Source organism: Pseudoduganella sp. R-43 (assembly GCF_049913255.1).
Taxonomy (GTDB): Bacteria; Pseudomonadota; Gammaproteobacteria; order Burkholderiales; family Burkholderiaceae_D; genus Rugamonas.
On the sequence record NZ_CP183988.1, the window covers coordinates 178604 to 204988 of the forward strand.

25 protein-coding genes are annotated in these 26385 nt (G+C 60.5%); 5 read left to right on the plus strand and 20 right to left on the minus strand.

What is annotated here, in order from left to right; translation table 11 throughout:
* Window positions 1-2: 2 nt before the first annotated feature.
* The 15 genes from hisB to ACN9M3_RS00845 all read right to left on the minus strand — a co-directional run bounded on the left by hisB (window position 3) and on the right by ACN9M3_RS00845 (window position 11806).
* Window positions 3-593, minus strand: coding sequence for an imidazoleglycerol-phosphate dehydratase HisB (gene hisB, locus ACN9M3_RS00775; RefSeq protein ID WP_426166615.1), 591 nt, complete (start codon window positions 591-593; stop codon window positions 3-5).
* A 21-nt stretch (window positions 594-614) separates the two neighbouring features.
* Window positions 615-1715, minus strand: a complete 1101-nt coding sequence (gene hisC / locus ACN9M3_RS00780) for a histidinol-phosphate transaminase (RefSeq protein WP_426319952.1) — start codon at window positions 1713-1715, stop codon at window positions 615-617.
* 6 nt (window positions 1716-1721) lie between these two features.
* The gene (locus ACN9M3_RS00785) at window positions 1722-2582 is read right to left on the minus strand and encodes a DNA-methyltransferase (protein WP_426166617.1); all 861 of its coding nucleotides are present in this window, start codon (window positions 2580-2582) and stop codon (window positions 1722-1724) included.
* The gene (hisD, locus tag ACN9M3_RS00790; RefSeq protein ID WP_426319954.1) at window positions 2579-3883 is read right to left on the minus strand and encodes a histidinol dehydrogenase; all 1305 of its coding nucleotides are present in this window, start codon (window positions 3881-3883) and stop codon (window positions 2579-2581) included. Before hisD ends, ACN9M3_RS00785 begins: the two co-directional genes overlap by 4 nt.
* Window positions 3883-4530 (minus strand): ATP phosphoribosyltransferase, encoded by a 648-nt coding sequence (hisG, locus tag ACN9M3_RS00795; RefSeq protein WP_426319956.1) that lies wholly within the window; start codon window positions 4528-4530, stop codon window positions 3883-3885. Before hisG ends, hisD begins: the two co-directional genes overlap by 1 nt.
* Before the next feature lie 5 nt (window positions 4531-4535).
* Window positions 4536-5786, minus strand: a complete 1251-nt coding sequence (gene murA / locus ACN9M3_RS00800) for a UDP-N-acetylglucosamine 1-carboxyvinyltransferase (RefSeq protein WP_426319958.1) — start codon at window positions 5784-5786, stop codon at window positions 4536-4538.
* 7 nt (window positions 5787-5793) lie between these two features.
* Window positions 5794-6030, minus strand: a complete 237-nt coding sequence (locus tag ACN9M3_RS00805; protein WP_055938984.1) for a BolA family protein — start codon at window positions 6028-6030, stop codon at window positions 5794-5796.
* 18 nt (window positions 6031-6048) lie between these two features.
* Window positions 6049-6810: an ABC transporter permease gene (locus ACN9M3_RS00810; protein WP_155455822.1), complete on the minus strand. Its 762-nt coding sequence runs from the start codon at window positions 6808-6810 to the stop codon at window positions 6049-6051.
* A complete protein-coding gene (locus tag ACN9M3_RS00815) occupies window positions 6807-7712 on the minus strand; it encodes an ABC transporter ATP-binding protein (protein ID WP_426166625.1) in 906 nt (301 codons plus the stop codon). Before ACN9M3_RS00815 ends, ACN9M3_RS00810 begins: the two co-directional genes overlap by 4 nt.
* 206 nt (window positions 7713-7918) lie before the next feature.
* Window positions 7919-8215: an STAS domain-containing protein gene (locus tag ACN9M3_RS00820; RefSeq protein ID WP_426166627.1), complete on the minus strand. Its 297-nt coding sequence runs from the start codon at window positions 8213-8215 to the stop codon at window positions 7919-7921.
* Window positions 8215-8859 (minus strand): MlaC/ttg2D family ABC transporter substrate-binding protein, encoded by a 645-nt coding sequence (locus ACN9M3_RS00825; RefSeq protein ID WP_426319962.1) that lies wholly within the window; start codon window positions 8857-8859, stop codon window positions 8215-8217. Before ACN9M3_RS00825 ends, ACN9M3_RS00820 begins: the two co-directional genes overlap by 1 nt.
* Window positions 8860-8891: 32 nt before the next feature.
* Window positions 8892-9668, minus strand: coding sequence for an MlaA family lipoprotein (locus tag ACN9M3_RS00830; protein ID WP_426166631.1), 777 nt, complete (start codon window positions 9666-9668; stop codon window positions 8892-8894).
* Entirely contained in the window at window positions 9665-10135 is a 471-nt protein-coding gene (gene mlaD, locus ACN9M3_RS00835) for an outer membrane lipid asymmetry maintenance protein MlaD (protein WP_426166633.1), read from the minus strand. Before mlaD ends, ACN9M3_RS00830 begins: the two co-directional genes overlap by 4 nt.
* 88 nt (window positions 10136-10223) lie before the next feature.
* A complete protein-coding gene (gene mlaE, locus ACN9M3_RS00840) occupies window positions 10224-11006 on the minus strand; it encodes a lipid asymmetry maintenance ABC transporter permease subunit MlaE (RefSeq protein ID WP_090435822.1) in 783 nt (260 codons plus the stop codon).
* The gene (locus ACN9M3_RS00845; RefSeq protein ID WP_426166635.1) at window positions 11003-11806 is read right to left on the minus strand and encodes an ABC transporter ATP-binding protein; all 804 of its coding nucleotides are present in this window, start codon (window positions 11804-11806) and stop codon (window positions 11003-11005) included. Before ACN9M3_RS00845 ends, mlaE begins: the two co-directional genes overlap by 4 nt.
* Window positions 11807-12035: 229 nt before the next feature.
* On the opposite strand from ACN9M3_RS00845, the gene ACN9M3_RS00850 reads away from it, so the two are divergent.
* From ACN9M3_RS00850 to ACN9M3_RS00865, 4 genes are all read left to right on the plus strand, one after another.
* Window positions 12036-14351, plus strand: coding sequence for a TonB-dependent receptor (locus ACN9M3_RS00850; protein WP_426166637.1), 2316 nt, complete (start codon window positions 12036-12038; stop codon window positions 14349-14351).
* A gap of 15 nt (window positions 14352-14366) precedes the next feature.
* On the plus strand, window positions 14367-14870 hold the full coding sequence (locus ACN9M3_RS00855; RefSeq protein WP_426166639.1) for a hypothetical protein: 504 nt from the start codon (window positions 14367-14369) through the stop codon (window positions 14868-14870).
* 140 nt (window positions 14871-15010) lie between these two features.
* On the plus strand, window positions 15011-15391 hold the full coding sequence (locus ACN9M3_RS00860; RefSeq protein ID WP_426319966.1) for a class I SAM-dependent methyltransferase: 381 nt from the start codon (window positions 15011-15013) through the stop codon (window positions 15389-15391).
* 109 nt (window positions 15392-15500) lie between these two features.
* Window positions 15501-16550, plus strand: a complete 1050-nt coding sequence (locus ACN9M3_RS00865; RefSeq protein ID WP_426317908.1) for an IS481 family transposase — start codon at window positions 15501-15503, stop codon at window positions 16548-16550.
* Between the two features lie 302 nt (window positions 16551-16852).
* Here ACN9M3_RS00865 and ACN9M3_RS00870 read toward each other — a convergent pair whose 3' ends face one another.
* Together ACN9M3_RS00870 and ACN9M3_RS00875 are read right to left on the minus strand one after the other, a co-directional pair.
* On the minus strand, window positions 16853-17128 hold the full coding sequence (locus ACN9M3_RS00870; protein WP_426319968.1) for a hypothetical protein: 276 nt from the start codon (window positions 17126-17128) through the stop codon (window positions 16853-16855).
* A 92-nt stretch (window positions 17129-17220) separates the two neighbouring features.
* Window positions 17221-18648 (minus strand): pectate lyase family protein, encoded by a 1428-nt coding sequence (locus tag ACN9M3_RS00875; RefSeq protein ID WP_426166645.1) that lies wholly within the window; start codon window positions 18646-18648, stop codon window positions 17221-17223.
* Between the two features lie 159 nt (window positions 18649-18807).
* Here ACN9M3_RS00875 and ACN9M3_RS00880 point away from each other — a divergent pair, with 159 nt between their 5' ends.
* Window positions 18808-19881, plus strand: a complete 1074-nt coding sequence (locus ACN9M3_RS00880) for a DUF3592 domain-containing protein (protein ID WP_426166647.1) — start codon at window positions 18808-18810, stop codon at window positions 19879-19881.
* Here ACN9M3_RS00880 and ACN9M3_RS00885 read toward each other — a convergent pair.
* From ACN9M3_RS00885 to ACN9M3_RS00895, 3 genes are all read right to left on the minus strand, one after another.
* The gene (locus ACN9M3_RS00885) at window positions 19878-20090 is read right to left on the minus strand and encodes a hypothetical protein (RefSeq protein WP_426166649.1); all 213 of its coding nucleotides are present in this window, start codon (window positions 20088-20090) and stop codon (window positions 19878-19880) included. The genes ACN9M3_RS00880 and ACN9M3_RS00885 overlap by 4 nt on opposite strands.
* A 90-nt stretch (window positions 20091-20180) precedes the next feature.
* A complete protein-coding gene (locus ACN9M3_RS00890) occupies window positions 20181-21644 on the minus strand; it encodes a glutamate synthase subunit beta (RefSeq protein ID WP_426166651.1) in 1464 nt (487 codons plus the stop codon).
* Between the two features lie 15 nt (window positions 21645-21659).
* A complete protein-coding gene (locus tag ACN9M3_RS00895; RefSeq protein WP_426319971.1) occupies window positions 21660-26381 on the minus strand; it encodes a glutamate synthase-related protein in 4722 nt (1573 codons plus the stop codon).
* Window positions 26382-26385 lie beyond the last annotated feature (4 nt).

The window sequence follows — 26385 nt, forward strand, 5'->3', positions numbered from 1 at the left end:
CGTTACAGGCTTCCTTTGGTGGACGGGATGGCGCCGGCAGCGCGCGGATCAAGTTCGCTGGCCATGCGCAGGGCGCGGCCGAAAGCCTTGAACACGGTTTCGCACTGGTGGTGTGCATTGGTGCCGCGCAGGTTGTCGATGTGCAGCGTGACGCCCGCATGGTTGACGAAGCCGCGGAAGAATTCCAGCGTCAGGTCGACATCGAACGCGCCGATCATCGCGCGGGTGAATGGAATGTGATACTCGATGCCCGGGCGGCCGGAAAAATCGATGACCACGCGCGACAGCGCTTCGTCCAGCGGCACATACGCGTGGCCGTAGCGGCGGATGCCCTTCTTGTCGCCAATCGCCTTGGCAACTGCCATGCCGAGCGTGATGCCCACGTCTTCCACTGTGTGGTGGTTGTCGATGTGGGTGTCGCCGGTGGCTTCGATATCGAGGTCGATCAGCCCGTGGCGGGCGATCTGGTCCAGCATATGGTCGAGGAAAGGCACGCCCGTGTTCAGCTTCTGGACGCCGGTGCCATCGAGATTGATGGCAACGCGGACCTGGGTCTCGCTGGTGTTGCGAGTGATTTCTGCGGTGCGGTTCATGAAAAGCTCTTGGGTTTCGCTTCAGGACGCCAGGGCGGCTTTCAGGCCGTCCAGCATGATTGCGTTTTCCTCGGGCGTACTGACCGTGATGCGCAGGCAGTTGGCCAGTACATTATGCATTCTACCCACATTTTTGATCAAAACCTTGCGCTCGAGCAGTTTGGCATGCGCCTGGTCGGCATTCGGTACACGAATGAGGATAAAGTTTGCCGCCGAGGGGAAAACGTTGACACCCGGCAATTTCGCCAGTGCCTCGGACAGCTCGCTGCGCTGTTGGCGCAGCAGGGCGGCCTGTTCGTTCAGCACCTCGAGGTGGTCGAGGCAGAATTCGGCGGCGGCCTGGGTCAGGACGTTGACGTTGTAGGGTGGGCGGATCTTGTCGAATTGTTCCAGCAGGGCTGGCGCGCAGGACATATAGCCGAGGCGGATGCCCGCCAGGCCAAGTTTCGACAGCGTGCGCATGACGATCAGGTTGGGGAATTCAGGCAGGCGGCCCATGAAGCTCTGTTGCGCAAAAGGCTCGTACGCTTCATCGACCACGCACAGGCCCTTGTCGCCCAGCGCCTTGATGACTTGCTCGATAGCGCCGGTGTCGAACAGATTGCCGGTCGGGTTGTTCGGATAGGCCAGGAAGACCAGGGCCGGCTGGTGCTGCGCGATCGCCGCCAGCATGGCCGGCAGGTCGAGTGTCAGGTCGGCCTTCAGCGGCACGCCGACGAAGTCCATGCCGGCCACCATGGCCGAGCGCTGGAACATGACAAAGGACGGCGCAGGCGCCATCATCACGGCGCGCTTGCCCTCGGCAGGCTGCAAGGCGCAGGCCTGGGCCATGATGGCGATCAGCTCGTCCGAGCCATTGCCCAGCATGACGTCATAGCCCGCTGGCACGCCCAGCCTGGCGCGAATACGCTGCTTGATGGTTTCGTAGCTGGCGACCGGGTAGCGGTTCAGCGCGACGCTGGCGATGCGGTTGGCCAGCTCATGATGCAGGTGGCTCGGCAGCACATAAGGATTCTCCATCGCATCCAGCTTGATAAATCCGCTGGCATCCGGCACATGGTAGATGTGGTCGGAACGCACATCCTGGCGGATCGTATTGGCGATAAGGCTGTCGAGGGACATTCTGCATTACTCCTGTTCTAAAACCTCGCTAAGCGCCGGCGATTGCTTTGCCTTGCGCCCTCTGCGTGGCGGAGGTGTCTGACCCTGCGGGTCAGACATCGGTTTACCGGTTTCGGCAAGCGCTTCAAGGCGCTTCCGAGCTATGTCGCAATACTCGGGATTCAATTCAAAGCCAACGAAATCACGGCCGCAGCGACGCGCGGCAACAGCGGTGGTCCCGCTGCCCATGAACAAATCCATCACCACGCCATCCGGCGGGCAGCTGGCCTTGACCATGCGTTCGATGATTTCCAAAGGCTTTTGCGTCGGGTGGTCGACCCTTTCCGCATGCTCCCGGTGCAAGCGCGATACGCTCCACAGGTCCTTGGGGTTGTAGCCCACTTCCAGCCATTTCGCGCCGACGAAGATCGAACGAGAACGGGCTTTCTTGGTTTCGGCGTCGTACGGGATACGCACGGCGTCGAGGTCAAAGTAATAATCCTTGCGGCGCACAAAGAAACCAATGGTGTCGTGCACCGACGAAAAACTGCGGGTACTGCCGCCCATGGAAGGCACGCGGCGGTCCCAGATAATCTCATTCATCATCGTCATGCGCTTTTTTAGCATGACGAAAATCTCCGGCGAATAACGCCAGGTCAGGAAGATGTACAGGCTTCCGTTCGGCTTCAGCTTGGGCAGGGCGGCGTCGATCCACGCTTCCGTCCAGGCCAGGTAGTCTTCCATCGACTGCTGGTCGGAAGTGTTGCCGTAATCCTTGCCCAGGTTGTAGGGTGGATCGGTCAGGATCAGGTCAACGGAACCATCCGGCACGCGGGCCAATCCGGCCAGCGCGTCCTCACAGTAGACCTGGTTCTTCCAGTCGGTCATTTCAGGCGCAGCTCCGCGCTGCGGGCGTGGGCCTGCAAGCCTTCGCCGTAAGCCAGTTCCGCAGCGATCTTGCCCAGCGTTTGCGCGCCCGCTTCACTGACGTGTATCACCGACGAACGCTTCTGGAAATCGTAGACGCCGAGCGGCGACGAGAAGCGCGCAGTGCGCGAAGTCGGCAGCACGTGGTTCGGGCCGCAGCAATAGTCGCCCAGCGATTCGGACGAGAAGCGGCCGAGGAACATGGCGCCTGCGTGGCGGATCTGGTCGGCCCACTGCTGCGGGTTCTCGGCCGAGATCTCCAGGTGTTCGGCGGCGATGCTGTTGGCGATGGCGCAGGCTTCCGCCATGTCGCGCACTTTCACCAGCGCGCCGCGATCGCGCAGGGAAGTTTCGATGACGGCCTTGCGCGGCATGGCCGGCAGCAGCTTGGCGATGCTGGCCTCGACCTTCGCGATGTATTCCGCGTCAGGGCACAGCAGAATCGCTTGCGCCAGTTCATCGTGTTCTGCCTGCGAGAACAGGTCCATCGCGACCCAGTCAGGATCGGTGGTGCCGTCGCAGATCACCAGGATCTCGGACGGGCCGGCGATCATGTCGATGCCGACGGTACCGAACACGCGGCGCTTGGCCGATGCCACGTAGGCATTGCCCGGGCCGACGATCTTGTCAACCGGCTGGATGGTTTCCGTGCCGTGCGCCAGCGCAGCCACGGCTTGCGCGCCGCCGATGCCGATCACGCGGGTCACGCCGGCGATGGCGGCGGCAGCCAGCACCATCTGGTTCTTCACGCCATCCGGGGTCGGCACGACCATGATGATCTCTTCGACGCCAGCCACTTTCGCCGGCACGGCGTTCATCAGCACCGACGACGGATAGGCTGCCTTGCCACCGGGGACGTAGATGCCCACGCGGTCCAGCGGCGTAATGCGCTGGCCGAGGATGGTGCCGTCGGCTTCGGTGTAGGTGAAGCCTTGCAGTTCCTGCCTCTGGCGCTCGTGGAAGGCGCGAATGCGGTCGGCGGCGGTTTGCAGGGCAGCGCGCTGCGCGCCAGGCAGCGCGGTCAGCGCGGCATCCAACTCCGGCTGGGTGATGTCGAAGTCGGCCATCGACGCCGCCTTGGTGCGGTCGAAGCGGTTGGTGTATTCCAGCACCGCTTCATCGCCGCGCGCGCGCACGTCGGCGATGATCTTTGCTACCGCGCCTTCGATGGCGTCATCGGTTTCTGCTTCAAAGGCCAGCAACGCGTCGAGCGTTTCCTGGAAGTCGTCTTGGGTGGAGTCGAGTTTGCGGATCATGACCATTACGCCTTCGCCAGCGAGGCGCGTTCAAATGCTTCGATAATCGGTTGCAGGCGGGCGCGCTTCATTTTCAGGGCGGCCTGGTTGACAACGAGGCGCGACGAGATGTCCATGATCTCTTCCACTTCCACCAGGTTGTTGGCGCGCAGCGTGCTGCCGGTGGAGACCACGTCGACGATCGCGTCGGACAGGCCAACCAGCGGCGCCAGCTCCATCGAGCCATACAGCTTGATCAGGTCGACGTGCACGCCCTTCTTGCCGAAGTGCTCGCGCGCGATCGAGGTGAACTTGGTCGCCACGCGCAGGCGCGCGCCCTGGCGCACCGCGGTCACGTAATCGAAGCCGGCACGCGTCGCCACCGACATGCGGCACTTTGCAATATGCAGGTCGACCGGCTGGTACAGGCCTTCGCCGCCGTGCTCCAGCAACACGTCCTTACCCGCCACGCCGAAGTCCGCCGCGCCATGCTGCACATAAGTCGGCACATCGGATGCGCGCACGATCAGTACGCGAATGCCAGGGTCCGAGGTAGGCAGGATCAGCTTGCGGGAGGTTTCCGGATTTTCGAGGACCTTGATGCCTGCTGCTTCCAGCAGCGGCATCGTGTCTTCAAAGATCCGGCCTTTCGACAGGGCGAGAATAAGGTCCATGATGATTATTTGATGCGGGTGATATTGGCGCCTACGGCGGACAGCTTCACTTCCATGCGGTCATAGCCGCGGTCCAGGTGGTAGATGCGGTCCACCAGGGTTTCGCCCTTGGCGGCCAGGCCGGCGATCACCAGCGAAGCCGATGCGCGCAGGTCGGTCGCCATCACGGGCGCGCCGATCAGCTGCTCGACGCCGTCGATGTAGGCGGTGTTGCCGTCGATGGAAATCTTCGAGCCGAGGCGGTTCATTTCCTGCACGTGCATGAAGCGGTTCTCGAAAATCGTTTCGGTCACCTTGCTGCTGCCGCTGGCGATCAGGTTCACCGCCATGAACTGCGCCTGCATGTCGGTCGGGAAGCCCGGGTATTCGGTGGTGCGGAAGGAAACCGGCTTTGGACGCTGGTCCATTTTCGCGCGGATCCAGTTGTCGCCCACGGTCAGCTCCACGCCCATCTCGCGCAGCTTGTCCAGCGCCACGTCGAAGATGTCGGTGCGCGTATTGCGGATCGTGATGTCGCCCCCTGCCGCCGCCACCGCGCACAGGAAGGTCGCCGCTTCGATACGGTCGGAGATCACGTCATGCTTGGCGCCGTGCAGTTCCTGCACGCCCTGGATCACCAGGCGGTCGGTGCCGATGCCTTCGATCTTGGCGCCCATGGCCACCAGCAGGTGGGCCAGGTCGGTCACCTCAGGCTCGCGCGCGGCATTCTCCAGCACGGTCTCGCCTTCGGCCAGGGTGGCCGCCATCAGCAGGTTCTCGGTACCGGTCACGGTGATCATGTCGGTCACGATGCGCGCGCCTTTCAGCTTCTTGCACTTGGCGTAGATATAGCCGCCGTCGATCGTGATCTCGGCGCCCATCGCCTGCAAGCCCTTGATGTGCTGGTCGACAGGGCGCGAACCGATCGCGCAGCCGCCCGGCAGCGACACCTTGGCTTCGCCGAAGCGGGCCAGCAGCGGCCCCAGGACCAGGATCGATGCGCGCATGGTCTTTACCAGCTCATACGGCGCTTCGTACTTGTCGATCTTAGAACCGTTCAGCGTGACCTTCTCGCCGTCCTGCTCAACCGACAGGCCGGTCTGGCGCAGCAGCTTGAGCATGGTCGCCACGTCGTGCAGCAGCGGCACATTGGTCAGTTCCAGGTCGCCCGCGGTCAGCAGGCCCGCGCACAGGATAGGCAGGGCAGCGTTCTTGGCGCCGGAAATCTTGATGTCGCCGACCAGGCGCTTGCCGCCGGTGATGAGCAGTTTGTCCATATTGTTCTTATCCTTGGAATTCTTCTGGGGTCAGGGTTTTCATCGACAGTGCGTGGATCTCTTCGCGCATGCGGTCGCCCAGCGCGGCATACACCAGCTGGTGGCGCTGGATCAGGCGTTTGCCGGCGAAGGCAGGCGACACGATCACGGCCTGGAAGTGCTGGCCGTCGCCTTCCACTTGCAGGTGGGTGCATTCGAGGCCGGCAGCGATGTAGCTGTGGATTGCTTCTGGAGTTGTGGTCACTTTGAATTCCTCAATAAATCAGTGGCGCAAGCGGTAGCCGCTGCGCAGGAGTTTGATAGCGAGCAGCGCCAGCACCACCAGGAAGGCGGAGACGATGGCGACGCTGATCCATGGGTTCACGTCGGACTGCCCGAAGAAGCCGTAGCGGAAGCCGTCGATCATGTAGAAGAACGGGTTCGCGTGCGAGACGGCCAGCCAGAATGGCGGCAGCGAATGGATCGAATAGAACACGCCGGCCAGGAAGGTCAGCGGCACGATCAGGAAATTCTGGAAAGCAGCAAGCTGGTCGAACTTCTCGGCCCAGATGCCGGCGATCAGGCCCATGGTGCCGAGGATGGCAGCACCGAGCAGGGCAAACACCAGGATCCACAGCGGCGCGGTGAAGCTCAGGTGCGCGAACCAGGCGGTAATCGCGAACACGCCAAAGCCCACGGTAATGCCGCGCACCATCGAGGCCAGCACGTAGGCGGAAAAGATCTCCCAGTGCGACAAAGGCGTGAGCAGCACGAACACCAGGTTGCCGGTGATCTTGGACTGGATCAGCGAGGACGAGGAGTTGGCGAATGAATTCTGCAGGACGCTCATCATCACCAGGCCCGGGATCAGGAAGGCGGTATAGGTCACGCCCGGATACACCTCGACGCGGCCCGACAGCACGTGCCCGAAGATCAGCAGGTACAGCATGGCGGTCAGGATCGGCGCGGCGATCGTTTGCGTCGCTACCTTGTAGAAGCGCAGCGTCTCTTTGTAGACCAGGGTGCGGAAACCGGTGGTGATCATACGATGTTCTCGTCCATGATTTGCAGGAAGATGTCTTCCAGGTCGGCCTGCTGCAGCTGCATCTCGTCGATGCTGATGCCGCCCTGGCGCAAGCGGGCCAGGATGCCTTCGACCTCCGCGTAATCGTTGATGCGCAGGCTGTATTTGTTGTCTTCCGGCGGATGGTTCAGCAGCGGCTGCAGGTCTTCCGGCAGGGAGTTGTGCGGCAGGTGCAGCACCAGCTGCGAACCGGAGATGCGGCGAATCAATTGCGACATGGTGTCCAGCGCCACCACCTTGCCCAGCTTGAGCATGGCGACGCGCTTGCACATGGCTTGCGCTTCTTCCAGGTAGTGCGTGGTCAGCACGATCGTGTGGCCTTCGCGATTCAGGCGCGTGATGAACTGCCACAGGGTCTGGCGCAATTCCACGTCGACGCCGGCGGTCGGTTCGTCCAGCACGATGACGGGCGGCTTGTGCACCAGGGCCTGGGCCACCAGCACGCGGCGCTTCATGCCGCCGGACAGCGCGCGCATATTGGTGTCGGCCTTGTTGGCCAGGCCCAGCTCCTCCATCACCTCGTCGATCCACTTGTCGTTGTTGCCCAGGCCGAAGTAGCCGGACTGCAGGCGCAGCGTTTCGCGCACCGTGAAGAAGGGATCGAATACCAGTTCCTGCGGCACCACGCCCAGTTTGCGCCGCGCTGCGCGGAAATCGGACACCACGTCATGGCCGTGGATCTTGACGCTGCCGGCATCGGCGCGGATCAGGCCGGCGATGATGGAGATCAGGGTCGTCTTGCCGGCCCCGTTCGGCCCAAGCAAGCCAAAGAACTCGCCTTCCTCGATTTTCAGGGACACGCCGCCAAGCGCCTGCAGCGCCTTGTAGCGCTTCTGGACGTTGCTGATTTCGATTGCTGTCATGCTTACTTGTATAGATAACTGGGACAACGATGACCGTTGTAAAGGCGCGCGCTCATCAGGCGCGGTAGACGGTCAATTATATTGGAATTTTGGTTCGGGCTCGTTGAACCCGTATTTAGTTACCAGGATTTCCGGTGTCAGGTGCTGACAGGCGAAGCCTGTTGGCCCCTGATACCGCTGTTACTACGCAGGGGGTGAGGCGGGGGTCAATGATGATGCAGGTCGGCGGGCGACACGAGCGTGCACACGCCGTAGAGCTTGGTCAAGCTCTGGAGCTGTTCTGGCAGGTTGCGCAGTTCCAGCTTGATGCCGCTTTGGGCGGCAGCGCGCTGCCATGCCAGCATGACTGACACGGCAGCGGAGTCCACGGCTTCCACCTGGCTCAGGTCGAACACGGTCTGGCCGGCGCGCAGCGCAGCCAAACCATGTGCCAGTGCCTCCGTGGCGTTGGCCACGGTCAGCGACTTCAGCGACAGCTGATTGGAAACAGTGGTATCAGGCATTATTTACCTGCGGTCTTCAGCGGCTTGGAAGCCAGCTTCTTGTTCTTTTCGGACAGGGTCTTGATCAGGCCGTCGATGCCGCCCTTCGAGATTTCCGAAGCGAAAGTGCCTTTGTAGGCTTCCACCAGCCAGGCGCCCAGCACGTTGATGTCATAGATCTTCCAGCCGGCGTCGGTCTTGGCAACGCGGTAGTTCAGCTGGATCGGCTCGCCACGCGTCTGGTTCACCTGGGAACGCACTTCCACTTCAGTGTCGCCTGGGGACGAACGCATAGGCTTGAAATCGACGGTCTGGTCTTTCACCTGGGACAGCGCGCCCGAGTAGGTGAAGATCAGCAGGGTACGGAATTCGGCAGCCAGTTGCTTTTGCTGTTCAGGGGTAGCTTCACGCCAGTAGCGGCCGGCCGCGAGCGAGGTCATGCGCTGGAAGTCGACGTAAGGCAGGATCTTGGTTTCCACCAGGTCCATGACTTTCTTCTGGTTGCCGGCCTGGATGTCCTTGTCGGACTTGGCGGTTTCCAGCACTTCGGAGCTGATGCGCTTGACCAGCGCGTCCGGCGCTTCATTGGCAGGAGCAGGAGCGGCAAATGCGCTGGTAGCGAAAGCTACAGTTGCGACCGCGATCAGTTGTTTGATCAATTTCATTGTTCTTTACCTATGTAGGGTTGTGTTCCGGATCACAGGCTGGGTTTGGTTTCAGCCGGTTCCGGCATTATAGCCTGAGGCTGCTTTGGCGCCTCGTCCTCCACTTCAGGCTGCTTCTGCTTGTCCTTCGGACCGTCTTCGCCATCGTAAACCTGGCTGTTACGGCGCTGCATCCAACCGTCACGGATGAACTCGTAACGGTCGAGGGCGGCATCTTCCAGCAGTGTGGAGGCGTCCAGCAGAGCTGCACGCTGATCCACAACACGGGTAACGGTGCCGATGTTGCGCACGTTGACAGGATCTTTGTATTGCCATGGATCGGCGCTGATATCCACCGGCAGGGCGGCAGTATCGCGCACGGTGGATGGGCCCAGCAGCGGCAGCATCAGGTAGGGGCCGGACGGCACGCCCCAGGAGCCCAGGGTCTGGCCGAAATCTTCTTTATGTTTTTGCAAACCTGCTTCGGAAGCAATATCGAGCACGCCCAGCAGGCCGAAGGTCGAGTTGAAGGCCACGCGCATCAAGTCCGACATGCCATCGCCAACCTTGCCTTGCAACAGGTTGTTGGCGGCGGTCCAGACGTCAGCCAGGTTGCCGAAGAAGTTGCTCACGCCGGTCTGGAAAAAGCCGGGGGTGACGTTCTTGTAGACGGTGGCGGTCGGCTTCAGCGCGTACTCGTCCACCTTGTCGTTGAAGTTGAACACGGCACGGTTATAGCCTTCGAACGGATCGCGCGGGTTTGGACCGGCGCAGCCGCTCAGCGTGCCAACGACGGCCAGGCTCAGGGCAAGTGTACGGAATTTGCTCATTGGGAGTCCTTTCCTTCGGCTGCCTTGCTATAGATGAACTGGTTGATCAGGTCTTCCAGCACGGTTGCGGACTGGGTGCGGGCGATACGGTCGCCAGCCACCAGGTTCTTCTCGTCGCCGCCGGCTTCGATGCCGATATACTGCTCGCCCAGCAGGCCGGCGGTCAGGATCTTGGCCGAGCTGTCTTTAGGGAACTTGAAGCCCTCTTCCATATCCAGCGTCACCACGGCTTTATACACCTTGTCGTCAAAACCGATCGACGCGACACGGCCAACCACCACGCCGGACGCCTTGACGGCAGCCTGCGGGCGCAGCGAGCCGATGTTGTCGAAACGAGCGGTCACCTGGTAGGTCTTGCCCATGGTCATCGAGCCGAGGTTGCCGGCCTTGAGTGCCAGGAACATGAGGGCGGCAGCGCCCATCACAATGAACAGACCAACCCAAACGTCGAGAGATTTACGTTGCATATCGAATCCTATAATCAGCGGTGTCAGGGCCAAACATACAACACGCTGCGCGTGTCGCATGTCAGGAGCTGACCCCGGTTGTTACTTGCTATTTGCTAAACATCAGCGCCGTCAGCATGAAGTCGAGCCACCAGATCATCAGCGAAGAGATGACCACGGTGCGCGTCGTCGCACCGGAAACGTCTTCCGGGGTAGGCTGGGCTTCATAGCCCTGGTACAGCGCGATATAGGTGATGGCTACACCGAACACCACACTTTTCACGAATCCATTGAATACGTCTTTCCACACGTCCACGCCACCCTGCATCTGCGACCAGAACGCCCCTTCGTCGACACCGATCAGCCCAACGCCGATCAGGTAGCCGCCCAGGATACCGACCGCGCTGAACATGCCGGTCAGCAGCGGAACCGAGATCACGCCAGCCCAGAAACGCGGCGCCAGCACGCGCTGGATCGGGTTCACAGCCATCATCTCCATGGCGGACAGCTGTTCGCCCGCCTTCATCAGGCCGATCTCCGCGGTCAGCGACGTACCGGCGCGGCCGGCGAACAGCAGGGCCGTGATGACCGGTCCCAGTTCGCGGGTCAGGCCCAGCGCGACCAGCAAGCCCAGCGATTCGGAAGCGCCGTATTTGTTGAGGGTGTAATAGCCCTGCAGGCCCAGCACCATGCCGACGAACAGGCCGGACAGGATAATGATCAGCAGCGAATAGTTACCGATCACATGAAGCTGCTCGACCAGCAGGCGCGGACGGCGCAGCAGGCCAGGCGACAGCCCCAGCATCGTGAAGAAGGTACGTGCGGAAAGGCCGATGCTTTCCACATAGTCGCGTGCGCCACCACCCACGCTCAGCAGGAAACGGCGCATCATTTGCGTGCTCCCAGGCCCAGGTCTTCGGCCAGCGATTTGCCCGGATAGTGGAATGGCACCGGGCCATCCGCTTCCGCGTGCACGAATTGCTTCACGTAAGGATCAGTCGAAACCATCATGTCTGCCGGAGTGCCGTGGGCAACGATCTTGCCCTGCGACAGGAAATACACATAGTCGGCAATCTGGAACGACTCTTTGACGTCGTGCGAGACCAGGATCGTGGTCGAACCGAGCGCATCGTTCAAGTTGCGGATCAGGTTGGCGGTCACGCCCATCGAGATCGGGTCGAGGCCGGCGAACGGCTCGTCGTACATGATCAATTGAGGGTCGAGCGCGATCGAGCGCGCCAGCGCCACACGGCGCGCCATGCCGCCGGAAATTTCGCCGGGCTTCAGCTTGGCAGCGTTGCGCAGGCCGACCGAATGCAGCTTCATCAGCACCAGGTCGCGGATCAGTTCTTCCGGCAGGTCGGTATGTTCGCGCAGCGGGAAAGCCACGTTTTCATACACGGTCAGGTCGGTGAACAGCGCGCCATGCTGGAACAGCATGCCCATTTTGCGGCGCAGCACGTAGAGTTCCTTGGTCTTCAGCTGGTGAACGACCTGACCCTCCACGCTGACGGTACCTTTTTGCGGGCGGATCTGGCCGCCGACCAAGCGCAGGACAGTGGTTTTGCCGCTGCCGGAGCCACCCATGACAGCTACCACCTTCCCGCGAGGAAAGTCCATATGGAGGCCGGACAGGATGGCCCGTTTTCCATAGCTGAAGTGTAAGTCCCGGATTTCGACTAAATTTGACACGGATGTCGCTCTTTGTTCTTGAGGCCACATTGTAATTCAGAAACGCTTATCTCTGCTTGGCGCGCCGTAGCGGCCCAGGTGGCACAGCTAAAGAGGCAAATTTTACAACACTAATAACCGCAAAGTCAGCAATTTACAAATTGAAACGCTTGTTGATTGGTGTTCAGTGCTGCAAGGCAGCAAATTCCTGCTATTTTAATAACTTTGGCTCATTCATAGGAAAAAAGGCATGAAAATTCGTCGGACGGTCGTTGCGTGCTCCCTGGCGGCTATCTCGGCCCAGGCCTTGGCGGATAGCGACAAGATCGAAGTGGTCACCGTGACTGCGCAAAAGCGCAAGGAAGACCCGAACAAGGTGGCGATGAGTATTTCCGCCATCAGCGGCTCGTCCCTGCTGTCGCAGCAGGTGGACGATTTCACCGACCTGACGCGGGCCGTGCCGAATATTTCCTTCACCGCCGCCACCGGCAATGGCGGCGCCGGTCCGGGAACTTCCAATATCGAAATTCGCGGCATCAGTTCCGCAGCCGGCCAGGCCACCGTCGGCATCTACCTCGGCGACGTGTCGCTCACCGTCGGCAACCTGTACACCATGGGGACGGTGGAGCCGAAGTTCTTCGACATTGACCGCGTCGAAGTGCTGCGCGGTCCGCAAGCCACGCTGTACGGCGCCAGTTCGATGGGCGGCACCATCAAGTTCGTGCCGAACGAACCGGACCTGAAGGAGCGCGAAGTCACGGCCTACGCCGAAGCCTCGTCCACCAAAGGCGGCAGCCCGGGCTATTCCACCAATGTGGTCGGCAACTTCCCGCTCATCGACAACGAACTGGCGCTGCGCATCGGCGCACAAGCCCAGCGCTCCGGTGGTTTCATCGACCAGGTCGACGGCGATGGCAAAGTACTGGCCAGCGATATCAACAAGATCAACGACCAGGAGCTGCGCGTTGCGCTGAAATGGGCGCCGACGCGCGACCTGACCATCACGCCTTCTATTTACTACCAGCGCGTGGACGCCAAGGATATCGCGGCCTTCAACCTGGATCGCCCGCCCTACCAGGCGCAAAAGCAGGTACGCGAGCCATCCATCGACAAGCTGCTGACGCCTAACCTGGCCGTCAACTGGGACTTGGGCGGAGCCGACCTGACCTCGAGCACCAGCTACTTCCAACGCAAATTCGACCGCACCCAGAACGGTTCGGCCTACAACAGTTACTCGCTGTCGACCTTCCTGACCTCGACCGACGATGGCGGCAAGGCCCCGCCCGAACTGATCGAAGCGATTGCAGGCCTGCCGTCGGCTGTGTACCTGAATAACGCAGTGCGCCAGATCTCGCAGGAGTTCCGCCTGGCGTCCAAGCCTTATGCGGCAGGCGGCTCGCCGGTAACCTGGCTGGCTGGCTATTACTTCTCCAACCAGCATACCAACCTGAATGAGAACGACCCGATCTTCGGCGTCAACGACACCTTCACCAGGTTCGGCTTCTCCAGCGCCGATCCGGACTTGCTGCCGGACTCATATCCCGGCGCCTTCCCGAACGATAACTCATTTGCCGGCGAATTCCACTACCGCGAAAAACAGCACTCAATCTTCGGCGAAGTAAATTACTACTTCTCGCCGGCGCTGCATGCCACCATTGGCGCGCGCTACCTGAAGGGCAAGTCCGCGCTTGCCCAGCGCAACAGCCTCTACCTGGCCGGAGCAGGCAACAACAGCACCACCAATCTGTCGTCGCATGCCTTCACTCCGAAATACGCGGTGACCTGGGAAGCTTCGCCTGACCACACCATCTACGGCTCTGTCGCCAAAGGCTTCCGCCTCGGCGGCTCCAATGTATTCGTGCCGCCAACCACCTGCGGTCCGGACCTGGAAGAAAACGGCCTGACTGCAGGCCCGCCAACCTATGCCTCGGACAGCCTGTGGAGCTATGAGGTCGGCAGCAAATCGCGCTTCATGCAAGGCCGCGTCGCCGTCAACGCCGACGTGTTCTACGTGAAGTGGAAGAACATCCAGCAAGGCGTGTACTTGCCGACCTGCGCCTACTCGTACAATGCCAATGCCGGCAACGCCACCAGCAAGGGCTTCGAATTCGACGTCAAGGCCAAGCCGATGGCCGGGCTGACCCTGAGTGCAGCCGGCGGCTACGTAAAGGCTGAACTGTCGAACGACGACGGCATCGCCAACGGCGTAGTCGGCGCAGTCAAAGGCGCGCAAGTGCAGGGCGTGCCGAAGTACAACGGCACCCTCACCGCGCAGTACAACTTCTCGACCGCCGGCGGCCGTAGCGCATTTGTGATGGGCGGAGTGCAGTGGGTCGGTCCTAGCAAAGGCTCGCTCAACCCCGAGCAGACCGACTACGAGCGTCCTTCTTACCACACGGCTAACTTCAGCGCCGGCATTTCGATTGACCGCTATCAATTGACCGCATTCGTGAAGAACGCCTTTGACGAAGACAAGGCAATCCAGCACCCGCAAGTCGCCTCGATCGTTCAGGGCTACCGCTTGGCGCCGCGCAGCATCGGCATGAGCATCGCTGCGAAGTTCTAAAGGAGAGATGGCGCTATGTACAAACGGATCTTGCTGTTATTTTTTCTAGCGGCCCATGCAGCACTTGCATCTGCTGCTAGCGACCGTGAACTGGAAGAGGGCCTGGCGAACGCGCTTCGCCTTAAACCCGGCACAACCGAACGTACCCGAGACTCTGGCAAAGCCATTCAAGCGTATATGCGTGAAGGAGTCGTGAACAAGCGGCCAAACGATCGCTGGGACTATACAGATTACTATCAGGTGAAGAAACCGGCTTCTTTCATGGGACATGACCTCGTCGTCATCGAAGAGGAGTACATGTCGAAGTTTATTGGTTGCTGTGTCAATCCGGGAGCTGGCGTCACGGTCAGGCTCAATGGGAGCCCACACAACCTGGAAAAATTTGCCGAAGCTAACATGTGCTCATTCGATGACAACGTAAGCGTCAAGGAAGGGTTGCGCGGCGTGCGAAACAAGACGGCGCTGCGCAAAGGGCGATACGCAACGTTGAGCTGTCGCGATAACGACACCCGTCGCTAACCTGATAGGGAACCAAAGGTCCCGACGGCCTTCGGAGTCTTTATGGGCCTATGCGGTTTGGTCGGCTGGCACTTTCATCCTACCGCGCTGGTGGCACTGCTCTCCTAAAGCTAACCCATGTTTGAATAGACGTGAACCCAATGCGCGCTATCACGGTTCCAGGAACCGAAGGCTATGCTGAAGATGCCGCGTGGCTGATCCCGCGCTATGAAAGCGTTTCCTTCGTCGATAAATATCGGGCTGTCTCTCATCTAATTCCTGCGGCACCAAGCACAATCCTGGATATCGGTGCCGGAACGGGTGTGGATTCTTCCTGGCTTGCCGAGCTTGGCCACGATGTCGTGGCCATAGAGCCTGTCACCGCATTCCGGGATGCTGGCATCAAGCTTCATCCCTCGCGCCGGATCGAATGGATTGATGACAGCCTTCCAGGATTGGTAAAGATCGCGCAACGCGAAAAGGAATTCGATGCTGTGTTGATTAGCGCGGTTTGGGGCCACCTTGCGCCAGATGAAATGTAGTAGTTCAGATCTGATCGTACAGTAAGGCCTTGCCAAGGGTGGGGTTACCCGGTTTGATAGAGGTGCGAATCTTTATTAAACCTGCGCGTTAGCGCAAAGGAGTAACCCCATGCGTAGTGTTCCTCAGAACGTCATTAAACACAAGGTCGGCCTGCTGAATCTGGCCGCCGAACTTGGCAACGTGTCCCGCGCCTGCAAGGTGATGGGCTTTTCCCGTGACACTTTCTATCGCTATCAGTCTGCCATGGAGACTGGCGGCGTGGACGCGCTCATCGACGCCAATCGCAAGAAGCCCAACGTCAAGAATCGCGTCGATGAAGCCATCGAGACGGCCGTAGTAGGCTTTTCGTTGGAACAGCCGGCATTCGGTCAAGTTCGGACGTCCAATGAGCTACGCAAGCGCGGCATCTTCGTCTCGGCATCGGGCGTCAGGTCAATTTGGCTGCGGCATGACCTGGAGTCCTTTAGGAAGCGCCTTTCTGCGCTTGAGCGGCACGTTGCGGAAACCGGGGATGTACTGACAGAGGCGCAGGTGGTAGCACTCGAGCGCAAGCAAGAAGATGACGTTGCCTTTGGCGAGATTGAGACTGCACATCCTGGCTATCTCGGAAGTCAGGACACGTTTTACGTCGGCACGATCAAAGGCGTCGGACGGATTTATCAGCAGACCTTCGTGGACACTTACTCCAAGTGGGCTGCCGCCAAGTTGTACAGCACGAAGACCCCGATTACTGCGGCAGATCTTCTTAACGACAGGGTCTTGCCGTTTATGGAGGAACAAGGGATGGGCGTTATCCGGATCCTCACCGACCGAGGTACCGAATACTGCGGGAAGCCGGAGAAGCACGATTACCAGCTGTATCTGGCGCTGAACGAAATCGAACACACCAAGACCAAAGTCCGACACCCTCAGACCAACGGTATCTGTGAGCGCTTCCACAAGACCATCCTGCAGGAGTTTTACCAGGTGGCGTTTCGACGCAGGATCTATCGGAGCATCGATGAACTGCAGGCGGACGTCGACGAATGGCTTCGCTACTACAACAACGAGCGCACGCATCAAGGGAAGATGTGCTGTGGCCGGACGCCGATGCAAACTCTAATTGACGGAAAGGAGGCGTGGCGCGATAAAATCATCGCACTGAACGACGGAATTTGATCTGACAGCGCCGATGTCCAAACCGGGTCACTGTCCGATCAGATCGCGACCACTACAGATGAAAGAAGGCTGGCAATGTCCAACATTGTGCCCTTACTCAAATCTGCCGCGGTCCTCGTCATATCGATCAGGCACGGCCTGGCTCCTGCTAATCGGCGAGTTTTCGAGATTTCTGCCGATGACACTATCGAATTGGCAAAGTCGTTCGGCCTTGAGATGACGCTGATTGCCCGCATGCCGTCAATACAGCCACTTAATTGCCAAGCGGGCGTCACCTGGTCCTGGTTAGCCTTCAAACGAAGTTATGCGCCATAGACCTTAGCCAGGATTGCGACCACCCCCAGCACGACGGTAAATAGCATGCCTGTGAGGATGCGAATTTCGACGCGGACACCGCGAATCTCCGCCCGAACGTCGCGGAAATTCTCCCTGGCCTCCGCCCGAAAGTCGCGAAAGTTCTCTCGTGTATCGTCCCTGAACTGGCTTAACAATTCTGACTGGTTTTCAGTGAAAACTTCGAGCCGCACCACTCGGTTTTCAACGTCACCATTCGGCTTACGCGTGGGGTCGCCATTCATCAGCCGCCTCGCTTTGGTATGCATGCACCGAGTTTACGCTCATGAGGAAGATCGTCAAGCGCACTGGGCTGTGCACTTGACGGGTGTGAAGATCAGTTCACCGTGATCTTGCCGGTGCCTGCGTTACTCAAGACCGATGCCTTAACAGCCGACGCGGCCAATGGTGAAACCGAATACGGCACACTCCAGCCGACCTGGTTGCTGAAGCTGCACTTGGTCGACAGGTTGAGCGCTGCGCCGTTCAACAGCGAACCGGCATCCGTGATCGCGCCGGTCTTGCTGGACGAGCCAGGGTTGGTCACGACCTGCGGGCAGCTCGAGGCGCCAGCGATATCAAATGCGTTGTTTTGCGAGATGATCTTGGCCTTGTAGGCGACGCCAATGCTGTAATGGTTCGGGTAGACAGCGTGCGAACGCGAGCCCTCGAAGTAGTTGTTATACAGGTGCACCTTGCCGAACCGTACGCGCGGGCCGCGTTCCGCCACATTCAGGAAGTGGTTGTTGTGGAAGGTTACGGTCAGGTGGCCGTCGTCAGTGGTCTTGCTGTCAGAAGAACCGATCAGGTTGTTCTTCTGGTGCAGTTCGAAGCGGTTGTTCGACACGGTCACGTAGTCTGAGCCGTTCTTCACATCCAGCGCGCCGTCGTGGCATTGCTTGACCTTGCCATTTTCGACTGGCAGCTTGTCGTCAGTGATCGAGCCGTCAGTGAAGACGTTGTGGTCGACCCAGACATTGCGGGAGTTCGAGATGGTGATGCCATCGTATTCCGAGTTCCAGTTGCCGCTGCTGCCATCGTTCGGATCCCAGACCGGGTAGAGCGAGCATGGGTTCTGGATCGTGAGATTGCGCACGATGACGTTCTGCACGCCGTTCAGCACGATGTTGCCGTTCACCAGGCGGGCGTCGTTGCCGACACCGATCAGGGTGGTGTTGCTGCCTGGTTTGATCTGCAGGCGCAGTCCCTCGTCGGTGGCGCTGGTGAATGGACCACCATTGTCGGCCGCGGCCATGTTAATGGTGCCCTGCAGTTTGATGATCTTCGGATTGTTGCCCTGCGCTTTCAGGGCAGCGACCAGTTGCGACCCAGTGTTGACCAGGTAGATGGCCGATGCCGGTGCTGCTGCGCCGCCGGTGGTGCCGCCACCTTGACCTGCCCAACCAGTGGAAGGTGCGGCTTCCTTGGTGGCGTTAGCTGCCGGCGCTGGTGCAGGGGTAGGGTCCGGGGTTGGCGTCGGGGTCGGCGTTGGCGTGGTGCTGGACAGGGGACCCACGGCGCACTTCTTGGTCACGCCTGGAGAAGGATCGCTGCCAAACGTGCTGGTAGCGCACAGGATGTCGCCAGCGAGCGTCTTGACGACCCATTTGTCCTTGATGCCATAGGAAACCTGTCGACTGCTGGTGCCGACCTTGCAGGTACCGCCCTGGTCAGCGCATTTGGAATAGCCACTGGGCCAATCGGCCGCGAATGAGCCGGCGGAATAGATCAACATCAGGGCGCCGCAAATGAAGCTTTTCTTCATAGCCTAGATATCTCCGAAAAATTGTTGAGGGAATTGACATGTAGGACAACCTTGTTCAAATAATCCATGTCATCAGACATCCTATAACATTACCGGCAGTTACGCAGAAATATTTCTATTGGACAACTACGAAAGTGTGGCTCCAGCTATACTTTGGAAATGGACAGGCTGCCTCTGACTCTCGTCGCGTTGGCTTTCGCGATCCTTTTTCCGCTCCTCGGCTTTGTTGCCGGCGTGAAGCCGCTCTATGAACACGGAGAGAATTGGTGGCGTTCCCGCACTTCCGTGGCAGTACCGGCCCGGGTCGAATCATTGGAACGGGTCGAGCATCTCAGCAGGAAAAGAATCGCGACGTATCGGGCCAAGGCCTCCTTTCGCTACACTTTCGAAGGCCGCCAATTCGTTGGCGGACAGGCCAGCTTCTATGACACTCCGGAACTTCACGGCGGCTTCCAGGACAAGTTGTACGATGAGTTAAAGAATTCTCAGCAGCGACAATCCCTGGTCGACATCTGGGTAGATCCCAGCCACCCCGAGCGCGCCGTTTTCAACCGTACGCTGGATTGGGAAACAACTGTCTGGAGCCTGCCATTTGCGCTGCTGTTCAACGGCTTCGGGCTGGCAGCCTGGGGCTACATATTTAATCTGTGGCGTCCCGGGCGCAACAAGACGATGGCTGACCGGCTCCGGGAAGGGCGGCCAATCCTGCTCGAAGGGACAGACGGCACAGCGCTGCTTTTTGTCTTTGCGCTGGCCTGGAACTCCTTTAGCTGGCCTTTCGCCACAATCGCGCTGGAACACATTCGCGCAAACGGCCTTTCGCTGGCGGCGATAGCGTTTCTGTTCCCAATCGCTGGCCTGGGTCTCATTCTGCTCACCTGGCTGCAGTTTCGGAATCGATGGTTTGCTGGACGGCCCGTTCTCGAAATTACCGGCCTTTCGCCGCTGCGTGGGTCCATCCATTTCAGCCCGGCGATCGGGCAGCGGTCGCCGCCACTTGAGCTGATGCATCATGTCAGCATCAGCCTTCGATTAGTGAAGAGCGTCAGAAGCAGCCAGAATAAGCCGATCAAGATTTGGGAACATTGCTTGCAGGACGGGCCTGTAGCCCGCGGCACCAAAGTCCTGGATTTCGTGGCCGGTCCACCACGCGAGCGCATGGGGGAACAGCTTGAACTCGTGCTTGAGCTGGCGGGCGCGAACTATTCGTTCCATTTGCCACGCAGCCGCTAGCTCCCGCCAAACACCTTCACAACCAATGCCGCAGTGCCAAGTCCCACGGTGACAATCATGCCAATCGTCGCAATTTGAAGACTAATTACCATCCGGAAATCAGCGCGGAGTTCACGAACATCTGTCAGGAGGTGCTCCGCTGTCGCTTCAAGGCGGGCCAGTCGGCTTTCAGTATCGCCCTTCTGCTTGCGGGAGGGTTCGTTCTGCATGGCAGCCTCGCTTTGAATGCGTGCTGCCAGTTTACGCTCATGGAAAACTTCGTCAAGCGCACTGGGCTGTGCGCTTGACGTGAGGCGGGATCAGCGCGGCAGGACCGAGGTGCCCATCAGGTACTCGTCGACAGCGCGGGCGCACTGACGGCCTTCACGGATCGCCCACACTACCAGCGACTGGCCACGGCGCATGTCGCCTGCTGCGAACACGCCAGGCTTGCTGGTCTTGTAGCTGTTGTCGCCTTCAGTCGCGGCGCGGGCATTGCCGCGTGCGTCCTTGTCGACACCAAAGGCGTCCAACACCTGCTGCACCGGCGAGACGAAGCCCATGGCCAGCAGCACCAGGTCGGCCTTCATTTCGAATTCCGAGTTCGGCACTTCGGTCATCTTGCCGTCTTTCCATTCGACGCGGCAGGCGACCAGCTTTTCAACCTTGCCGTTCTTGCCTTCGAGACGCTTGGTGGCGACGGCCCAGTCACGCTCGCAGCCTTCTTCGTGCGAAGACGAGGTGCGCAGCTTGGTCGGCCAGTACGGCCATACCAGCGGCTTGTTTTCCTGCTCCGGCGGCATCGGCATCAGTTCGAACTGGGTGACGCTGGCAGCGCCATGGCGGTTCGAGGTGCCAACGCAGTCGGAACCGGTATCGCCGCCGCCGATCACGATCACGTGCTTGCCGGTGGCCTTGATCTGGTCCTTGATCTTGTCGCCCGCGTTGACCTTGTTCTGCTGCGGCAGGAAATCCATCGCGAAGTGGACGCCTTTCAGTTCACGGCCCGGCACCGGCAGGTCACGTGGCTGCTCGGCGCCGCCCGCCATCACCACGGCGTCGAAATCTTTTTCCAGGTCTTCCGGGAAGATGGTTTCCTTGGAGCCGTTGGCAACGGTGGCCGGGAAGTCCTTGCCGATCAGGACGGAGGTGCGGAACTTCACGCCTTCTGCTTCCATCTGCTCGACACGGCGGTCGATGTGGTGCTTCTCCATCTTGAAGTCAGGGATGCCGTAGCGCAGCAGGCCGCCGATGCGGTCGGCCTTCTCGAACACGGTCACGTCATGGCCGGCGCGCGCCAGCTGCTGCGCAGCGGCCAGGCCTGCAGGACCGGAACCGACCACGGCAACCTTCTTGCCAGTCTTGACTTCGGCCGGCTGCGGCACGACCCAGCCGTGCTCCCAGCCTTCATCGATGATCTTGTGTTCGATCGACTTGATGCCGACCGGCAGCTCGTGGATGCCCAAGGTACAGGCGCTCTCGCAAGGCGCCGGGCAGATGCGGCCCGTGAACTCGGGGAAGTTGTTGGTCGAGTGCAGCACGTTCAGCGCTTCGCGGTAGTGGCCGCGATAGACCAGGTCATTCCAGTCCGGGATGATGTTGTTGACCGGGCAGCCCGAGTTACAGAACGGGATGCCGCAGTCCATGCAGCGCGCGCCCTGTACCTTGGCCTGGTCGTTGGTCAGGTGAATGACGAATTCTTTGTAGTTCTTGAGGCGAGCCTCGGGTGCCAGGTAGCTTTCTTCCTGGCGCTGGAATTCCATGAAACCGGTGATCTTACCCATTTTTCTGATCCTCTCTTACGCAGCGATTGCTTGAGTTTCCGCTTCGATCGCGGCGTTGTCTGCCATTTCCACCAGGGCGCGTTTGTACTCGCTCGGGAACACCTTGACGAACTTGGAACGGCTCTCGTTCCAGTTGTCGAGCAACAGGCGCGCGCGCGTGCTGCCGGTGTGTTTGAAGTGGCGCTCAATCAAGCGTTTGAGGATGATTTCATCGGCCTCCGGTTCGCCATTGCGATGCTGGCTATGCCAGGTGGCTTTGTCGACCAGCTGGTCGGCGGCCGCCTTCACTTCTTCCAGGCTCACCATGGACATATTGCACTTGCTGTGGAATTCGCCGTCCGGGTCGTACACGTAGGCGATACCGCCCGACATGCCCGCCGCGAAGTTGCGGCCGGTGGCGCCCAGCACGACCACGGTACCGCCGGTCATGTATTCGCAACCGTGGTCGCCCAGGCCTTCCACGATCGCGGTGGCGCCGGAGTTACGCACAGCGAAACGCTCGCCAGCCACGCCGTTGATGAAGGCTTCGCCGGCAACTGCACCGTACATGACGGTGTTGCCAACGATGATGTTGTTCACGGCCCAGCCGCGGAACTCGGTGTTCGGGCGCACGATGATGCGGCCGCCCGACAGGCCCTTGCCCACGTAGTCGTTGCCTTCGCCCACCAGGTCGATGGTGATGCCCGCTGCCAGGAAGGCCGCAGCCGACTGGCCTGCGGTGCCTTGCAGCTGGATGTGGATGGTGTCGTCCGGCAGGCCGGCGTGGCCGTATTTCAGGGCCACTTCGCCCGACAGCATGGTACCGACGGTGCGGTTGACGTTCTTCACCGGCGAGATGAAGGACACGCGCTCGCCCTTTTCCAGCGCAGGCTTGGCTTGTGCGATCAGCTTCAGGTCCAGTGCCTTGTCCAGGCCGTGGTCCTGCTCTTCGGTGTGGTAAATCAGCTTGCCGTCGTCCACTTTCGGCTGGTAGAACACATTGGTGAAGTCCAGGCCCTGTGCCTTCCAGTGGGTGATGGCTTTCGACTTGTCCAGCAGGTCGGCGCGGCCGATCAGTTCGTCGAAGGTGCGGATGCCCAGTTGTGCCATCAGCTGGCGCGCTTCCTCGGCGACGAAGAAGAAGTAGTTCACCACGTGCTCAGGCTTGCCCTGGAACTTCTTGCGCAGCTCAGGATCCTGGGTCGCAACGCCGACCGGGCAGGTGTTCAGGTGGCACTTGCGCATCATGATGCAACCTTCCACCACCAGCGGTGCGGTGGCGAAACCGACTTCGTCGGCGCCCAGCAGGGCAGCGATCACCACGTCGCGGCCGGTACGCATCTGGCCGTCGGCCTGGACGCGCACACGGCTGCGCAGGCCGTTCAGCACCAAGGTCTGCTGGGTTTCGGACAGGCCCAGCTCCCATGGCGTACCGGCATGCTTGACGGAGGACAGCGGCGATGCGCCGGTGCCACCGTCGTGGCCGGCCACCACGATGTGGTCGGCCTTGGCTTTCGATACGCCGGCAGCGACGGTACCGATACCGACTTCCGACACCAGCTTGACCGAGATCGAAGCGCGCGGGTTGGCGTTCTTCAGGTCGTGGATCAGCTGCGCCAGGTCTTCGATCGAGTAGATGTCGTGGTGCGGCGGCGGCGAGATCAGGCCCACGCCCGGTACCGAGAAGCGCAGCTGCGCAATGTACTCGGACACCTTGTGGCCCGGCAGCTGGCCGCCTTCGCCCGGCTTGGCGCCCTGCGCCATCTTGATCTGGATCTGGTCGGCGGAGTTCAGGTACTCCGCGGTCACGCCGAAGCGGCCGGATGCCACCTGCTTGATGCGCGAACGCAGCGAGTCGCCTTCCTGCAGCGGAATATCGGATTCAACCTGGTCCTTGCCCAGCTCGGAAGCCAGCGTCGCACCGACCTTGATCGGGATGCCTCTCAGCTCATTGCTGTAACGGCGTGGATCTTCGCCGCCTTCACCGGTGTTGGATTTGCCGCCGATACGATTCATGGCGATGGCCAGGGTGGCGTGGGCTTCGGTCGAGATCGAGCCCAGCGACATCGCACCGGTAGCGAAACGCTTGACGATTTCCTTGGCCGGTTCCACTTCGTCCAGCGGGATTGCCTTGGTCGGATCGATCTTGAATTCGAACAGGCCGCGCAGGGTCAGGTGGCGCTTGCTCTGGTCGTTGATCAGCTGTGCATACTCTTTATAGGTCGAGTAGTTGTTGGAGCGGGTCGAGTGCTGCAGCTTGGCGATGGCGTCCGGCGTCCACAGGTGGTCTTCGCCGCGCACGCGGTACGCGTATTCGCCGCCTGCATCCAGCGCGTCCGCCAGCACCGGGTCATTGCCGAAGGCCAGCTTGTGCAGGCGCAGGCCTTCCTCGGCCACTTCGAACAGGCCGATGCCTTCCACGTTCGACTGGGTGCCGCGGAAGTACTTGTCGACCAGCTGGCGGTTCAGGCCAACGGCTTCGAAGATCTGGGCGCCGCAGTAGGACATGTAGGTCGAGATGCCCATCTTCGACATCACCTTCATCAGGCCTTTGCCGACTGCCTTGGTGTAGTTGTAGATGGCGGTTTCCGGAGTCAGGTCGCCCGGCAGCGAGTGCGCCAGTTCGGCCAGCGATTCCATCGCCAGGTAAGGGTGGACTGCTTCCGCGCCGTAGCCGGCCAGCAGGGCGAAGTGGTGGGTTTCGCGGGCGGAGCCGGTTTCCACCACCAGGCCGGTGGAGGCGCGCAGGCCCTTGCTCACCAGGTGCAGGTGGATGGTCGACGTTGCCAGCAGGGCCGGGATCGCCACGCGGTCCGGACCGACGGTGCGGTCGGAAATGATCAGGATGTTGTGGCCGGACTTCACCGCGTCCACGGCTTCCGCGCACAGCGATGCCAGCGAAGCTTCCACGCCTTCCTTGCCCCAGGCCAGCGGGTAGCAGATGCTCAGCTCATAGGACTTGAACTTGCCGCCGGTGTGCTGGCTGATGGTCCGCAGGCGCGCGATGTCGTCGAAGCCCAGCACCGGCTGCGACACTTCAAGGCGCATCGGCGGGTTGACGTTGTTGGTATCCAGCAGGTTCGGTTTCGGGCCGATGAAGGACACCAGCGACATCACCATCGCTTCGCGGATCGGGTCGATCGGCGGGTTGGTTACCTGCGCGAACAGTTGCTTGAAGTAGTTGTACAGCGGCTTCAGCTTGTTGGAAGTGACGGCCAGCGGCGAGTCGTTGCCCATCGAGCCGACAGCTTCTTCGCCGTTAATTGCCATTGGCGCCAGGATGAAGCGCATGTCTTCCTGGGTATAGCCGAACACCTGCTGGCGGTCCAGCAGCGATGCGGACTGCTTCTCGCCGGCAGCCGGACCGTACTTGGCCACGTTGGCAGCGGTCTGGCTTTCGCTCATTTTGAGCTCGCCCAGCTTGATACGCACCGCGTTGATCCATGCCTTGTATGGCTTGGCGTTGGCGTAGGTGTCTTTCAGTTCCTTGTCGTCGATGATGCGGCCGGCTTCCAGGTCGATCAGGAACATCTTGCCCGGCTGCAGGCGCCATTTCTGGATGATCTTCGATTCCGGGATCGGCAGCACGCCCGATTCGGACGCCATCACCACCAGGTCGTCGTCGGTCACGATGTAGCGGGCAGGACGCAGGCCATTGCGGTCCAGCGTGCCGCCGATGTAGCGGCCGTCGGTGAAGGCCATGGCGGCCGGGCCGTCCCATGGTTCCATCATCGATGCGTAGTATTCGTAGAAGGCCTTGCGGTTGTCGTCCATCAGCGTGTGGTTTTCCCACGCTTCAGGAATCATCATCATCATCGCCTGCGCCAGCGGATAGCCCGCCATCAGCAGCAGTTCCAGCGCATTGTCGAAGCAGGCGGTGTCAGACTGGCCTTCATAGATCAGCGGGAACAGCTTCTGCAGGTCGTCGCCCAGCACGGCGGACTTCATCACGCCTTCGCGGGCGCGCATCCAGTTGAAGTTGCCCTTCACGGTGTTGATCTCGCCATTGTGCGCGATCAGGCGGTATGGGTGGGCCAGCGGCCACTCAGGGAAGGTGTTGGTCGAGAAACGCTGGTGCACCAGCGCCAGCGCGGAGATGCAGCGCGGATCCTGCAGGTCCTTGTAGTACACGCCCACCTGGTCGGCCAGCAGCAGGCCCTTGTACACGACGGTACGTGCCGACATGGACGGCACGAAGAATTCCTTGCCGTGGATCAGTTTCAGCGCCTGGATCGCGTGGCCCGACGATTTGCGGATGACGTACAGCTTGCGCTCCAGCGCGTCGGTCACCATCACGTCCTGGCCGCGGCCGATGAAGATCTGGCGGATGACCGGCTCTTTTTCGCGGACGCGGGGCGACATCGGCATCTCCGAGTCGATCGGCACGTTACGCCAGCCCAGTACGACCTGGCCTTCGATACGCACAGCGCGTTCAATTTCCTGTTCGCAAGCGATGCGGGAAGCATTTTCCTTCGGCAGAAACACCATGCCGACGCCGTATTCGCCTGGCGGCGGCAGTTCGACACCCTGCTTGGCCATTTCGTCGCGGTAGAACTGGTCCGGAATCTGGATCAGGATGCCGGCGCCGTCGCCCATCAGCTTGTCCGCGCCGACCGCACCCCTGTGGTCCAGGTTCTTCAGGATCAGCAGACCCTGTTCGACGATCGAGTGGCTCTTGTTGCCTTTGATGTGGGCGACGAAACCGACGCCACAGGCGTCATGTTCGTTGGCTGGGTTGTACAAACCTTGCGCTTGCATGCGA

What these genes read in the sequence shown, in the direction of transcription:
- hisB (WP_426166615.1), bottom strand. Translation starts at nt 593, where the DNA reads ATGAACCGCACCGCAGAAATCACTCGCAACACCAGCGAGACCCAGGTC.
- hisC (WP_426319952.1), bottom strand. Translation starts at nt 1,715, where the DNA reads ATGTCCCTCGACAGCCTTATCGCCAATACGATCCGCCAGGATGTGCGT.
- ACN9M3_RS00785 (WP_426166617.1), bottom strand. Translation starts at nt 2,582, where the DNA reads ATGACCGACTGGAAGAACCAGGTCTACTGTGAGGACGCGCTGGCCGGA.
- hisD (WP_426319954.1), bottom strand. Translation starts at nt 3,883, where the DNA reads ATGGTCATGATCCGCAAACTCGACTCCACCCAAGACGACTTCCAGGAA.
- hisG (WP_426319956.1), bottom strand. Translation starts at nt 4,530, where the DNA reads ATGGACCTTATTCTCGCCCTGTCGAAAGGCCGGATCTTTGAAGACACG.
- murA (WP_426319958.1), bottom strand. Translation starts at nt 5,786, where the DNA reads ATGGACAAACTGCTCATCACCGGCGGCAAGCGCCTGGTCGGCGACATC.
- ACN9M3_RS00810 (WP_155455822.1), bottom strand. Translation starts at nt 6,810, where the DNA reads ATGATCACCACCGGTTTCCGCACCCTGGTCTACAAAGAGACGCTGCGC.
- ACN9M3_RS00815 (WP_426166625.1), bottom strand. Translation starts at nt 7,712, where the DNA reads ATGACAGCAATCGAAATCAGCAACGTCCAGAAGCGCTACAAGGCGCTG.
- ACN9M3_RS00820 (WP_426166627.1), bottom strand. Translation starts at nt 8,215, where the DNA reads ATGCCTGATACCACTGTTTCCAATCAGCTGTCGCTGAAGTCGCTGACC.
- ACN9M3_RS00825 (WP_426319962.1), bottom strand. Translation starts at nt 8,859, where the DNA reads ATGAAATTGATCAAACAACTGATCGCGGTCGCAACTGTAGCTTTCGCT.
- ACN9M3_RS00830 (WP_426166631.1), bottom strand. Translation starts at nt 9,668, where the DNA reads ATGAGCAAATTCCGTACACTTGCCCTGAGCCTGGCCGTCGTTGGCACG.
- mlaD (WP_426166633.1), bottom strand. Translation starts at nt 10,135, where the DNA reads ATGCAACGTAAATCTCTCGACGTTTGGGTTGGTCTGTTCATTGTGATG.
- mlaE (WP_090435822.1), bottom strand. Translation starts at nt 11,006, where the DNA reads ATGATGCGCCGTTTCCTGCTGAGCGTGGGTGGTGGCGCACGCGACTAT.
- ACN9M3_RS00850 (WP_426166637.1), top strand. Translation starts at nt 12,036, where the DNA reads ATGAAAATTCGTCGGACGGTCGTTGCGTGCTCCCTGGCGGCTATCTCG.
- ACN9M3_RS00855 (WP_426166639.1), top strand. Translation starts at nt 14,367, where the DNA reads ATGTACAAACGGATCTTGCTGTTATTTTTTCTAGCGGCCCATGCAGCA.
- ACN9M3_RS00860 (WP_426319966.1), top strand. Translation starts at nt 15,011, where the DNA reads ATGCGCGCTATCACGGTTCCAGGAACCGAAGGCTATGCTGAAGATGCC.
- ACN9M3_RS00865 (WP_426317908.1), top strand. Translation starts at nt 15,501, where the DNA reads ATGCGTAGTGTTCCTCAGAACGTCATTAAACACAAGGTCGGCCTGCTG.
- ACN9M3_RS00870 (WP_426319968.1), bottom strand. Translation starts at nt 17,128, where the DNA reads ATGAATGGCGACCCCACGCGTAAGCCGAATGGTGACGTTGAAAACCGA.
- ACN9M3_RS00875 (WP_426166645.1), bottom strand. Translation starts at nt 18,648, where the DNA reads ATGAAGAAAAGCTTCATTTGCGGCGCCCTGATGTTGATCTATTCCGCC.
- ACN9M3_RS00880 (WP_426166647.1), top strand. Translation starts at nt 18,808, where the DNA reads ATGGACAGGCTGCCTCTGACTCTCGTCGCGTTGGCTTTCGCGATCCTT.
- ACN9M3_RS00885 (WP_426166649.1), bottom strand. Translation starts at nt 20,090, where the DNA reads ATGCAGAACGAACCCTCCCGCAAGCAGAAGGGCGATACTGAAAGCCGA.
- ACN9M3_RS00890 (WP_426166651.1), bottom strand. Translation starts at nt 21,644, where the DNA reads ATGGGTAAGATCACCGGTTTCATGGAATTCCAGCGCCAGGAAGAAAGC.
- ACN9M3_RS00895 (WP_426319971.1), bottom strand. Translation starts at nt 26,381, where the DNA reads ATGCAAGCGCAAGGTTTGTACAACCCAGCCAACGAACATGACGCCTGT.